This window comes from Bradyrhizobium sp. B124 (assembly GCF_038967635.1).
Classification (GTDB): Bacteria; Pseudomonadota; Alphaproteobacteria; order Rhizobiales; family Xanthobacteraceae; genus Bradyrhizobium.
In genome coordinates this window covers 2,989,128-3,001,596 of record NZ_CP152413.1, presented here as the reverse complement: position 1 = coordinate 3,001,596, position 12,469 = coordinate 2,989,128, and the positions used below count along the sequence as shown (strand labels likewise).

8 protein-coding genes and 1 pseudogene are annotated in these 12,469 nt (G+C 65.7%); 8 read left to right on the top strand and 1 reads right to left on the bottom strand.

All coding sequences use genetic code 11. The features are described 5' to 3' along the window. Positions 1-15 precede the first annotated feature (15 nt). The 8 genes and pseudogenes from AAFG13_RS14530 to ligA form a co-directional block, all read left to right on the top strand. Positions 16-338: pseudogene (locus tag AAFG13_RS14530) on the top strand (D-alanine--D-alanine ligase); the annotation flags it as partial. Continuing rightward, entirely contained in the window at positions 278-1,285 is a 1,008-nt protein-coding gene (locus tag AAFG13_RS14525; RefSeq protein ID WP_342712416.1) for an FtsQ-type POTRA domain-containing protein, read from the top strand. The pseudogene AAFG13_RS14530 and the gene AAFG13_RS14525, both read left to right, overlap by 61 nt. Continuing rightward, positions 1,282-2,598: a cell division protein FtsA gene (gene ftsA / locus AAFG13_RS14520; protein ID WP_342712415.1), complete on the top strand. Its 1,317-nt coding sequence runs from the start codon at positions 1,282-1,284 to the stop codon at positions 2,596-2,598. Before AAFG13_RS14525 ends, ftsA begins: the two co-directional genes overlap by 4 nt. 89 nt (positions 2,599-2,687) lie before the next feature. Then, positions 2,688-4,472 carry a cell division protein FtsZ gene (gene ftsZ / locus AAFG13_RS14515; protein WP_212310540.1) on the top strand — a complete coding sequence of 595 codons (1,785 nt, stop codon included), beginning with the start codon at positions 2,688-2,690 and terminating at the stop codon, positions 4,470-4,472. Positions 4,473-4,822: 350 nt separating this feature from the next. After that, positions 4,823-5,785 carry a UDP-3-O-acyl-N-acetylglucosamine deacetylase gene (gene lpxC / locus AAFG13_RS14510; RefSeq protein ID WP_212310539.1) on the top strand — a complete coding sequence of 321 codons (963 nt, stop codon included), beginning with the start codon at positions 4,823-4,825 and terminating at the stop codon, positions 5,783-5,785. A 273-nt stretch (positions 5,786-6,058) separates the two neighbouring features. Then, the gene (locus AAFG13_RS14505; protein ID WP_092115914.1) at positions 6,059-6,952 is read left to right on the top strand and encodes an outer membrane protein assembly factor BamD; all 894 of its coding nucleotides are present in this window, start codon (positions 6,059-6,061) and stop codon (positions 6,950-6,952) included. Positions 6,953-6,965: 13 nt separating this feature from the next. Then, positions 6,966-8,636, top strand: coding sequence for a DNA repair protein RecN (gene recN / locus AAFG13_RS14500; RefSeq protein WP_212310538.1), 1,671 nt, complete (start codon positions 6,966-6,968; stop codon positions 8,634-8,636). 7 nt (positions 8,637-8,643) lie between these two features. After that, a complete protein-coding gene (ligA, locus tag AAFG13_RS14495) occupies positions 8,644-10,797 on the top strand; it encodes an NAD-dependent DNA ligase LigA (protein ID WP_342712413.1) in 2,154 nt (717 codons plus the stop codon). Between the two features lie 163 nt (positions 10,798-10,960). On the opposite strand, the gene AAFG13_RS14490 is transcribed toward ligA, so the two are convergent. After that, positions 10,961-12,238, bottom strand: coding sequence for a multidrug effflux MFS transporter (locus AAFG13_RS14490; RefSeq protein ID WP_342712412.1), 1,278 nt, complete (start codon positions 12,236-12,238; stop codon positions 10,961-10,963). Positions 12,239-12,469: the final 231 nt, after the last annotated feature.

Here is a 12,469-nt window from a genome sequence, read left to right as displayed (position 1 = left end):
TAAAATGCTAACGGGTTCGCGGCAAAGTATTCAGAGCGTTGATCAAAATACACTCCAGGCTGAACTCCTTTACCATTTGTTTACCAGGAAGCCCGAAGGTTAACGCTGGCGGCGCATGTAGCGCTTGGCTGCCGGGGCGTGAGCTGTCGCGGATTACCGCTTCGAGGATCGCAACCAGGGAACAGGGGGCCTCTCTAATCCCACCGGTCTAGCCGAGACGTGATTTGTGCCGGGACCCCGCAGGGTTTGCGGGCGCAACATGTGACGAGCTCGTGCAATGGATCGTGCAGGACGCCTCACCCGATCGCTGCGATCGCTGGGGCCTCAAGCTGACCTGAAAGCAGCCGCTATTGGAGCGGCAATGCTGCTGCGCGAGTATGTCGGCGCCCATCTCGCGCGTCGCCGCCGGCGTCCCGCCAGGCCGCCGCAGATGATCGATCGCGAGCCGCCGAACCGCTACATCCTGATGGTCGAACGCTATCTGCCGCGCCGCATCGGCTTGGTCGCGACGCTCGCGATCCTGTTCGGCAGCCTGGGCTTCGGCATCGTCCGGGGCGGCCATCTCGAGGAGTTCACCACGGCGCTGAGCGACACCCGCAATGCGCTGGCCAATTCCGCGGGCTTCCGCATCACCACCGTCGGCATCAACGGCCGCAAGCAGCTGAGCCAGGATGAGGTGCTTGCGATCGGCGGCGTCAACGGCCGCTCCTCGCTGCTATTCCTCGACGCCGACACCGTGCGCGCCAAGCTGAAGGCCAATCCCTGGATCGCCGACGCCACGATCCTCAAGCTCTATCCGGGCCGGCTGCAGATCGACATCGTCGAGCGCACCGCCTTCGCGCTGTGGCAGCAGAACGGCCGCCTGTCGGTGATCGCCTCCGACGGCGCGGTGCTCGAGCCTTACGTCTCGCGCCGCTTCCTCAATCTGCCGCTGGTGGTGGGCAAGGGCGCGGACACCCGCGCCCAGGACTTCCTGGCGCTGCTCGACCGTTATCCGCAGGTGCGCTCGGTGACCAAGGCCGCGATCTTCGTCGGCGAGCGGCGCTGGAACCTGCGCCTCAAGGACGGCCTCGACATCCGCTTGCCGGAGAACGACGTCGGCAACGCGCTGGCCGCGCTCTCCAAGCTCGACAAGGACGAGAAGCTGTTCTCGCGCGACATCGTCGCCGTCGACGTGCGCCTGCCCGATCGGCTGATCGTGCAATTGTCCGAGGAAGCCGGCAAGGCGCGCGACGAGCTGTTCAAGGACAAGAAGTCCAAGAAGAAGGCCGGTGATTCCGCATGACCGGCCTCGATCGCAATTTGACCCCGAAGACCCGTCCGATGCAGAAGCGCACCGCGATGGTGGCTTCGCTCGACGTCGGCTCCAGCAAGATCGCCTGCATGATCGCGCGGCTCAGGCCGTCGCCGCCGAACGAGGCGCTGTGCGGCCGCACCCACGCGGTCGAATTGATCGGCTACAGCCAGATCCAGTCGCGCGGCGTCAAGGCCGGCTCCGTCGTCGATCTCGCCGAATGCGAGAAGGCGGTGCGCCATGCCGTGGCGCTGGCCGAGCGCATGGCCAAGGTCCGTGTCGAATCCGTCCTGCTGTCGGTTTCCGGCGGCAGGCTGCATGGCCAACTGGTTGAAGCCGCGGCCGATATCCACGGCGGCTCGGTGACCGCGGACGATATCAGCCGCGTCACTTCGGCCGGCATGCGCCACGCCGCCGGCGCCGGTCGCACCGTGTTGCACGCGCTGCCGGTCGGCTACGCGCTCGACGGCGTCAAGGGCATCCGCGATCCCAGGGGCATGGTGGCGCGCCAGTTCGGCGTCGACATGAACGTGGTGACGTCCGACGCGACGGTCGCCAAGAACCTGATGCTGGTGGTCGAGCGCTGCCATCTCAACGTCGAAGCCATGGCGTCGAGCCCCTATGTCGCGGGCCTGTCGGTCCTGACCGATGACGAGGCCGATCTCGGCGCTGCCGTCGTCGAGATGGGCGCGGGCTCGACGACGATCGCGACCTATTCCGGCGGCCGCCTCGTGCACGCATCCGGATTTGCGCTCGGCGGGCAACACATCACGATGGATCTTGCGCGCGGCATCGGCGCGTGCATTGCGGATGCCGAGCGAATCAAGACTTTATACGGCACGGTGCTGACCGGCGGTTCGGACTCGCGCGAGCTGATGTCCGTTCCCACTGCAGGCGATGATCGGGAGACTCCGCAAATCGTGTCCCGCGCCACGATCGCCAACATTGTCCGGCATCGCGCCGAGGAGATTTTCGAAATGGTCCGTGACCGGCTCGCGGATTCTCCCTTTGCGGCAGAGCCGAGGGCGCGCGTCGTGCTGAGCGGCGGCGCGTCGCAGCTCACCGGCACCGTCGAGCTCGCCACCCGTATCCTGAACCGTCAGGTCCGCATCGGCCGCCCGCTCGGCTTCGGCCGGTTGCCGAACGAGGCGAAGGGCGCCTCGTTCTCGGTGCCGACGGGCCTCCTGGTCTATCCGCAATACGCACATCTTGAACATGTCGAACCGCGGCGTACGCGGCAGCTCAGGACAGGGACAGACGGTTACTTCGGAAAGGTCGGACGATGGCTTCGCGAGGGCTTCTGATGACCACACCCCGGCTCATTGCATTTTCACCAGCTCCTGCGGCCAGCGGCCGGGACGAACCAACGCGCGCATAATCGAGAGAGGCAACCATGGCACTCAATCTGACACCCCCTGACATCAGCGAGCTGAAACCGCGGATCACCGTCTTCGGCGTCGGCGGCGCGGGTGGTAATGCCGTCAACAACATGATCACCGCCGGGTTGCAGGGCGTCGACTTCGTCGTCGCCAACACCGACGCGCAGGCGCTGACCATGTCGAAGGCGCAGCGCATCATCCAGATGGGCACCCAGGTCACCCAGGGCCTCGGCGCCGGTTCGCAGCCCGATGTCGGCGCTGCGGCCGCGCAGGAGGTGATGGACGAACTACGCGATCACCTGACCGGCGCCAACATGGTGTTCGTCACCGCCGGCATGGGCGGCGGCACCGGCACCGGGGCTGCGCCCGTGATCGCCAAGGCTGCCCGCGAGATGGGAATCCTCACCGTCGGCGTGGTTACGAAGCCGTTCCACTTCGAGGGTCAGCGCCGCATGCGCACCGCCGAGCACGGTATCTCCGAGCTCCACAAGGTGGTCGACACGCTGCTGATCATCCCGAACCAGAACCTGTTCCGGGTCGCCAACGAGAAGACCACCTTCGCCGACGCGTTCGCGATGGCCGACCAGGTGCTGTACTCGGGCGTCGCCTGCATCACCGACCTGATGGTCAAGGAAGGCCTGATCAACCTCGACTTCGCCGACGTCCGCGCCGTGATGCGGGAAATGGGCAAGGCGATGATGGGCACCGGCGAGGCCACCGGCGAGAAGCGCGCGCTGACCGCCGCCGAAGCTGCGATCGCCAACCCACTGATCGACGATAGCTCGATGAAGGGCGCCCGCGGCCTGCTGATCTCGATCACGGGCGGTAAGGACCTCACGTTGTTCGAGGTCGACGAAGCCGCAACCCGCATCCGCGAAGAAGTCGATGCCGACGCCAACATCATCGTCGGCGCCACCTTCGACGAATCGCTCGACGGCGTCATTCGCGTCTCGGTGGTCGCAACCGGTATCGAGCAGGCCGCGATCGCTTCCCGTGCCCAGGCTCCCGCACAGCAGCCGGGCGGCTCGCCCGAGAGCCGGCTGGCCGATCTGACCGCTCGCCTGCGTGCCGACAATCAGCGCATGGCCGAGCGCGCCCAGAAGCTGGAACCGCCGACCGGCGTGACGGTTGCTCCGATTGCAGCTGCCGCCGCAGCCCAGCAGCGTCCGGCCGTCGAGCGCGCCGCGCTCGCGGCAATCGCTGCCGCGGTTGCCCCGGACAGCGCACCGGCTCAGGCGCCGATGCAGCCGGGGTCGTACGGTGACGTCACCGTGCGCCCGATCGCCCAGAAGCCGACGTTGTTCCCGGACCACGAGGCGGCCCGCGCCGAGCAGCACGAGCCGATGCCGCCCGAGACCTTCATCCCGCAGGCGGCGGAGCGGTCGCCGGTCCGTGCCCCGCGGATGCCGAAGTTCGAGGATCTGCCGATGCCGGCGCAGGCCGAGATCCGCCAGGCCAGCGGTGACGGCGAGGCGGAGCACCCGCAGAAGACCCGGCTGTCGCTGCTGCAGCGGCTGGCCAATGTCGGCCTCGGCCGCCGCGACGAAGAGACCGAGCCGCCGATCGCGGCCCGTGCCTCGGGTCCTGCGATGCCGACGATGCCACCGCTGCCCGACCGCAAGCCGGCCCGCAGCGTCGCCCAGCAGATCTCGGCGAACGAATCGCCGGTATCGGAATATGCGAAGCGCCCGGCACCGCAGGGATTGGACGCCCATGGCCGCCAGGCGCCTGTTGCCCCGGCGCCACAAGGTGACGACCATCTTGATATCCCGGCCTTCCTGCGCCGGCAGGCAAACTGAAGTTTGTTACAACCTTGGCGACGAAGAAGGCCTCGGCGGGGAACCGCCGGGGCCTTCTCCTCTTGGCGGGCAGGCAGTTGCATCGGGTAAACAAGCAACTGATTTTAAATGATTAATTATCATTTCGGTGGTCAGATGGCCACTCGCCGAGGGCCGTTTTCGCTGCCGCAATTGGGTTAACCTTGGGCGCGAATGCGGCGGAGATGGGGTAACAATCCGTAAAGAAGCGTGAGTTGGCGCGCTTTAGGGCTGTGACTATGGTCTGCCGGGACTTGGGGAGCTCATGCGAGTCGGCCTTGGGGAAGTTTGGCCACTTGAAGTGAGCGAAGTCGGGTAGTGGGCATTATCGAATGAAGTTCAGCCGTCAGACAACGCTTCGGTCGCAAGCCACCGTGACTGGCGTAGGCGTTCATTCCGGTCTTCCTGTCAGTCTCACGCTGGGACCTGCACCCGTTGATGCGGGTTTTATTTTTGTCCGCACCGGTCTCGACGGTGCCGACCGCGAAGTTACCGCCACCGCCGACGCTGTGATCGCAACCGAATTCGCGACGGTGCTGGGTGACCGCGAAGGGCCGCTGGTTTCGACCGCGGAGCATGTTCTCGCCGCGCTGCGCGGCATGGGCGTCGACAACGCCACGATCGAAGTCGACGCTGCAGAAGTTCCGATCATGGACGGCAGCGCTGCGGCGTTTGTCGCGGCCATCGATCAGGCCGGCATTGTGACCCAGCCCGGCGTCCGCCGCTTCATTCAGGTGCTGAAGCCGGTGCAGGTCAAGATCGGCGATGCGATGGGCGAGCTGCGTCCGTTCGCCGGCGGGTTCCGCGCCGAAGTCGAAATCAATTTCGCCAACAAGGTGATCGGTCACCAGACCTACTCCTTCGATCTGTCGCCGGAAGGCTTCCGCCGCGAAGTCGCGCGGGCCCGTACGTTCGGCTGCATGAATGACGTGGCGCGGCTGTGGGGCGCCGGCTTCGCGCTCGGCGCCTCCTTCGACAACACCGTGGTGTTTGACGAGGCCCGCCTGCTCAACGCCGAGGGCCTGCGCTACGCCGACGAGTGCGCCCGCCACAAGGTGCTCGACGTGATCGGCGATCTGGCGCTGGCCGGCCTGCCGCTGCTCGGCAGCTACCGTTCGGTCCGCGGCGGGCACAAGCTCAACAACGCAGTGCTGAAGGCGCTGCTCGCCGACCGCAGCGCCTGGCGCGTGGTCGAATCGGAGACCGCCCGGCGGCCGGTCCGCGGCCATGTCGAAGCCGGTGCAAGCACGGTGGGCGGCCTGGTCGCCCCGGCCTACGGTCCGGACGTGTCCTGATCGCCCAAGTCCTGATCGCCTGGCCGGTCAGCCCAATTTCCGTAATAACCACAGCAGGCTGTGAGCGTCGCCGGGTCGCCTTATTCCCGGCGGATTGGCTCCCTATTCGGTTGGTCGACGGTCATTTTTCGGTTAAACAGGCCCGCGGTTGCCTTGATCCGGCGCCAACGGCACGAGAGATATTGCATCCGTGATCGCGGTTCATGGGTGGAGTGGGGTCGCCGTTAACCGCCTCAAAGGCGTCAGGTTTTACAATCCATGTCGGCAATGCGTATGGCGCTCGAACAACGCAATTCTTCTGACGTCTCCGGCCTGACCAAGGCCGCGCGCACGCTGCGTTTCGCGGCGGGCCTGATCGTGCTCGCACTGCCGCTGAGCGGCTGCGGCACCGGCGCGCTGTGGGACAAGTTCATGGCCAAGGACGACACGTTCGTCGATGAGCCCGCGGACAAGCTCTACAATGAGGGCTTGTACATGATGAACGAGAAGAAGGACCTGAAGGCCGCTTCGAAGAAGTTCGAGGAAGTCGACCGTCAGCATCCCTATTCGGACTGGGCGCGCAAGTCGCTCCTGATGTCGGCCTATTCGTACTATCAGGCGGGCGACTACGATAGCTGCATCGGCTCCGCCACCCGCTACGTGACGCTGCATCCCGGCAGCCCGGACGCGTCCTACGCGCAATACCTGATCGCGGCATCGCATTTCGACCAGATACCGGACATCTCGCGCGACCAGAGCCGCACCGAGAAGGCGATCGCGGCGCTCGAAGAAGTGGTGCGCAAATATCCGACCTCGGAATACGCCACCCAGGCCAAGGCCAAGATCCAGGCTGCGCGCGACCAGCTCGCCGGCAAGGAAATGGCGGTCGGGCGCTATTACATCGAGAAGCGCGACTTCACCGCCGCGATCAACCGCTTCAAGACCGTGGTCACCCAGTACCAGACCACCCGCCACGTCGAAGAGGCGCTCTACCGGCTGACCGAGGCCTATATGGCGATCGGCATCGCCGGCGAGGCGCAGACCGCCGCCGCGGTGCTCGGCCACAATTTTCCGGACAGCCGCTGGTACAAGGACGCATATAATCTAGTAAAGTCCGGCGGTCTCGAGCCGAGCGAGAATCAGGGATCCTGGATCAGCAGGACCTTCAAGAAGATAGGTCTCGGCTAGGAATTGTCCTCGCATGCTGGCCCGTCTATCGATCCGTGACATCGTCCTGATCGAACGGCTTGATATCGAATTTTCCCGTGGCCTGGCGGTGCTGACTGGCGAAACCGGCGCCGGCAAATCCATCCTGCTTGATGCCTTTGCGCTGGCGCTCGGCGGCCGCGGCGATGCCGGACTGGTGCGCCATGGCGCCGAGCAGGGCCAGGTCACCGCCACCTTCGATGTCCCGAAGGGGCACCCGGCCGCCAGGATTCTTGCCGAGAACGGCCTCGACGACACCGGTGAAATGATCCTGCGCCGCGTGCAACTGGCCGACGGCCGCACCCGCGCCTTCATCAACGACCAGGCGATCAGCGTGCAGACCCTGAGGGCGGTCGGCGCTGTTCTGGTCGAAATCCATGGCCAGCACGACGAGCGCGCTTTGGTCGACGCCTCCACCCACCGCCAGCTGCTCGACGCCTTCGCCGGCCACGAGAAGGACGTCGCCGCGCTGGAGGCGCTGTGGGAAATCAGGCGGACCGCCAACGCCGACCTCGACGGGCATCGCGCTGGCATGGAGCGCGCCGCGCGCGAGGCCGATTATCTGCGCCATGCCTCCCAGGAGCTGAAGACGCTGGCGCCGAAGGAGGGCGAGGAGACCGAGCTCGCCAACCGCCGCACCACCATGATGCAGGGCGAAAAGGTCGCGACCGATCTGCGTGAGGCGCAGGAGGCGATCGGCGGCTCGCATTCGCCGGTGTCGGCGCTGTCGGCCGCAGTGCGGCGGCTGGAGCGGCGTGCCGCCAATGCGCCCAGCCTGATCGAGCCGGCGGTCAAGGCGATCGATATCGCGATCAACGCGCTGGAAGAGGCCGACCAGCATCTCCACGCGGCACTGGCGGCGACCGATTTCGATCCGGCCGAGCTCGAGCGCATCGAGGAACGGCTGTTCGCGTTGCGTGCCGCCTCGCGCAAATATTCGACGCCGGTCGATCTGCTGGCCGCGCTGGCTGCGCAATACGCTGGTGACGTCGCGCTGATCGATGCCGGCGCCGATCAGTTGAAGAAGCTGGAAGCGGCGGCCGCCGAGGCCGACAAGCGCTATGCTGCTGCGGCGGCAAAGCTGTCGGCGGCGCGCACCAAGGCGGCCGAGAAGCTCAACAAGGCCGTCAATGCCGAGCTCGCGCCGCTCAAGCTCGAGCGTGCGAAATTCATGACCCAGGTCGAGGCCAATGCCGCCGCGCCGGGGCCGCAGGGCATCGACCGCGTCGAGTTCTGGGTCCAGACCAATCCGGGCACCAAGCCGGGGCCCATGATGAAGGTCGCCTCCGGCGGCGAGCTGTCGCGCTTCCTGCTGGCGCTGAAGGTCGTGCTGGCCGATCGCGGCTCGGCGCCGACTTTGGTGTTCGACGAAATCGACACAGGTGTCGGCGGCGCGGTGGCGGATGCGATCGGCTCGCGGCTGGCACGCCTCGCCGGCAAGGTGCAGGTGATGGCGGTGACGCATGCGCCGCAGGTCGCAGCCCGCGCCAGCCAGCATCTGTTGATCTCCAAGGATGCGCTCGACAAGGGCAAGCGGGTCGCCACCCGCGTCAACGCGCTCGCCGCCGATCACCGCCGCGAGGAGATCGCACGCATGCTGGCCGGCGCCGAGATCACCGCGGAGGCGAGGGCCGCGGCGGAACGGCTGCTCAGGGCGGCGAGCTAGTCTGCCCATGGCTGCCAAGGCGACGAAAGCGCTGGTCGACGTCGACAAGCTCACCAAGGCCCAGGCCAAGGTCGAGCACATGCGGCTTTCACTCGAGATCGAGGGGCACAACGAGCGCTACTATCAGAAGGACGCGCCGACCGTATCGGACGCGGCCTACGACGCTTTGCGGCGGCGCCTGGAGGCAATCGAGGCCAGGTTTCCCGATCTCGTCAGCAAGGACTCGCCGACGCAGACGGTCGGCGCCGCGCCGGCCCGTGGCTTTGCCAAGGTGCAGCATGTCGTTCCGATGCTGTCGCTCGGCAACGCATTCAGCGACGAGGACGTCACCGAATTCGTCGAACGCATCAGGCGCTTTCTCAAGCTGGATGCCGACCATATTCCGGCGCTGGTCGCCGAGCCGAAGATCGACGGCCTGTCGCTCTCGCTGCGCTACGAAAATGGCGAACTGGTCCGGGCCGCGACCCGTGGCGACGGCTTCACCGGCGAGGATGTCACCGCCAACGTCCGGACCATCAAGGACATCCCGCACACCCTGAAGGGACGCAACGTTCCGGCAGCCTGCGAAATGCGCGGCGAAGTCTATATGCTCAAGAAGGACTTCCTTGAGCTGAACAAGAAGCAGGCCGCGGCCGACGACACGGTGTTTGCCAATCCGCGCAATTCGGCGGCGGGTTCGCTGCGTCAGAAGGACGTGTCGATCACCGCGTCACGACCGCTGAAATTCTTCGCCTACACATGGGGCGAGATGAGCGAGCCGCCCGCCGACACCCAGCACGGCATGCTGGAGTGGATGGGCAGAGCAGGCTTTGTGGTCAATCCGCTGATCACGCTCTGCAAGAGCATCGACGACGTCTTGAAATTCTACAACAAGATCGGCGAGGAGCGGGCTTCGCTCGGCTACGACATTGACGGCGTGGTCTACAAGGTCGACCGGCTCGACTGGCAGGAGCGGCTCGGCTTCGTGTCGCGCAGCCCGCGCTGGGCCATCGCACACAAATTCGCAGCCGAACAGGCAACGACAATTCTCAAGGGCATCGATATCCAGGTGGGGCGCACCGGAGCGATGACGCCGGTCGCGCGGCTCGAGCCGGTGACGGTCGGTGGCGTCGTGGTTTCGAACGCGACCCTGCACAACGAAGACTACATCAAGGGCATCGGCAACGACGGCAATCCGATTCGGGATGGCGTGGATCTGCGCATCGACGACACCGTCGTGGTGCAGCGCGCTGGCGACGTCATCCCCCAGGTCGTCAATGTCGTTCTGGACAAGCGGCCGAAGAGTGCAAAGCCCTACAAGTTTCCGGACACTTGCCCGGTGTGCGGCAGTCACGCGATTCGCGAGGAGGGCGAGGCGGTGCGCCGCTGCACCGGTGCGCTGATCTGTCCGGCGCAGGCGGTCGAGCGGCTGAAGCATTTCGTGTCGCGCCTTGCCTTCGATATCGACGGTCTCGGCGAGAAGCAGATCCAGGAGTTTTACGAGGACGGACTGGTGATGTCGCCGGTCGACATCTTCACGCTTCGCGAGCGGGACCAACGTTCGACCAGAAAATTGATGGAGCGCGAAGGCTACGGCGAAACCTCGGTGCGCAACCTGTTCGACGCGATCGACGCCCGCCGCAACATCGACCTGCACCGTTTGATCTTTGCGCTCGGCATTCGCCATGTCGGCGAAGGCAATGCCAAGCTGCTGGCGCGGCACTACCACACGATCGAGAATTTCCGTGAGGCGATGCTGGCCGCCGCCAAAGGCAGCACGGACGAAGAGAACACCACCGAGGCCTACCAGGACCTCAACGATATCGATGGCATCGGCGAGATCGTCGCAGATGCGGTGGTCGAGTTCTTTGCCGAGCCGCGCAACGTCAAGGCGCTCGGTGAATTGCTGCAGCAGATCGAGGTGAAGCCCGCCGAGCAGCCGCGCAAGAGCTCGCCGGTCTCGGACAAGACCGTGGTGTTCACCGGATCGCTGACCAAGTTCACCCGCGACGAAGCCAAGGCGATGGCCGAGCGTCTCGGCGCCAAGGTCGCGGGCTCGGTTTCAAAGAAGACGGATTACGTCGTCGCCGGCGAAGAGGCCGGCTCAAAGCTGACCAAGGCGCGCGAGCTCGGCGTTGCGGTGCTGACCGAAGACGACTGGCTGAAGCTGATTGAGGAGTGAGGTGCGCGCAGCGTCGTCGCCGCATTCTCCGCTGTCGTCCTCCGCGAAAGCGGGGGACCCAGTATTCTAGAGGCCGCAGTGATTCACCCGACAGGCCGCGGCGTACTGGATCCCCCGCTTTCGCGGGGGATGACGAGGCGAGAGCGCGGTACGAGCGCACGCCTCACATCATCCCCTGCTCATCCTCCTCGGCCTGCGCGATCAGCTCTTCGCTGACCACCACGTTCCGCCGCGGCACCACGAAGATCATGGTGCAGGCGCAGGCGAGCGAGATCGCGAAGAGCGCCGATGTCAGCGGCAGTGTGGTGGTGGAGTGGCCGCCGAGATAGGCGCCGAACTGCGAGATCAGCGAGCCGATGCCTTGCTGCAGGAAGCCCATGGCGCCGGAGGCGGTGCCGGCGGCCTCGGGGCGGATGCTGATGGCGCCGGCGGCGGAATTGGCCATCACGAAGGCATTGGCGACCATCACGATCATCTGGGTGCCGAACAGCCAGAGCGGCGCCTGGTTCAGCCCGGCGAAACTCCAGATCAGGTTCAAGAGACTGCCGCCGACCTGCAGCGCGAGGCCGAACCAGATCAGCTTCTCCAGCGAGTGGCGCGGCGCGAAGCGGACGCACAGCAGATTGCCGATGAAGTAGCCGAACCCGGTCATCGCGAACCACGCGCCGTATTCGGCGCTGCTGCGGCCCATCTGGGTGACCACGATATAGGGGCCGCCGCCGGCGAAGGCGAAGATGATCTGCGAGGCCAGCACCTGGCACAAGAGATAGCCGACGAAGGCGCGGCTTCGCATCAGTTTGCCGAGGTCGCCGCGAAAGCTGGAGCTGTCGGCGCGGTCGCGGCGGGTTTCAGGCAATGCGAGCGCGATGAAGATCGTGGTGATCAGCGACGCCGCGGTAATGAGATAGAGGATCGCGCGCCAGCCGAATGTGGTCTCCAGCAGACCGCCGGTGAGCGGGCTCACCATCTGCGCGATCATCAGCGCGGCGACGACGAGGCTGATCATGGCGCCGACACGCTCGCGCGGATAGAGATCGCGGATGATGGCGCGGCTGATCACCATGCCGCTGGCGCCGCCGAGCGCCTGGAAGAAGCGCGCCGCGATCAGTTGCGGCAGGGTCTCGGCGAAGTCAGAGCCGATGCCGGCCACCACCATCAGGCCGAGGCCTGCGAGCAGCACCGGGCGACGGCCGAACTTGTCGGACAGCGGTCCCATGATCAGCTGCGAGAGCGCGATGCCGACCATGTAGAGCGACACGGTCATCTGCGCGATCCCGATGTCGCGGCTGAACGTGGTCGCCAGCACCGGCAGCGCCGGAACCAGCATGTAGAGCGAGATCGGCGCGACGCCCGTCATCACGACGAGCATCAGCAACATGACCTTCGATGTCGCGATGTTATTTGTGGCCGCGCCGGGCGGCTTGCCCATCACGCCGTGCATTCAGGTCCGATCCAGCATTGTGGAACGACTGTAGCGTGCCCGTCCGCGCGGAATACGGGTGTTTCGGCATACGCCCATGCATTTCGGGCGGCGAAGCGAGGTAGTTTCGCCTCGCGCAACAAGCACCGCTGTCGTCAGCCACAAATTCCACAGTCGTCCTCCGCGAAAGCGGGGGACCCAGTATTCCAGAGGCAGGTGTGTTTGAACCGATGGGCCGCGGCGTACTGGATC

What these genes read in the sequence shown, in the direction of transcription:
- AAFG13_RS14525 (WP_342712416.1), top strand. Translation starts at nt 278, where the DNA reads ATGGATCGTGCAGGACGCCTCACCCGATCGCTGCGATCGCTGGGGCCT.
- ftsA (WP_342712415.1), top strand. Translation starts at nt 1,282, where the DNA reads ATGACCGGCCTCGATCGCAATTTGACCCCGAAGACCCGTCCGATGCAG.
- ftsZ (WP_212310540.1), top strand. Translation starts at nt 2,688, where the DNA reads ATGGCACTCAATCTGACACCCCCTGACATCAGCGAGCTGAAACCGCGG.
- lpxC (WP_212310539.1), top strand. Translation starts at nt 4,823, where the DNA reads ATGAAGTTCAGCCGTCAGACAACGCTTCGGTCGCAAGCCACCGTGACT.
- AAFG13_RS14505 (WP_092115914.1), top strand. Translation starts at nt 6,059, where the DNA reads ATGGCGCTCGAACAACGCAATTCTTCTGACGTCTCCGGCCTGACCAAG.
- recN (WP_212310538.1), top strand. Translation starts at nt 6,966, where the DNA reads ATGCTGGCCCGTCTATCGATCCGTGACATCGTCCTGATCGAACGGCTT.
- ligA (WP_342712413.1), top strand. Translation starts at nt 8,644, where the DNA reads ATGGCTGCCAAGGCGACGAAAGCGCTGGTCGACGTCGACAAGCTCACC.
- AAFG13_RS14490 (WP_342712412.1), bottom strand. Translation starts at nt 12,238, where the DNA reads ATGCACGGCGTGATGGGCAAGCCGCCCGGCGCGGCCACAAATAACATC.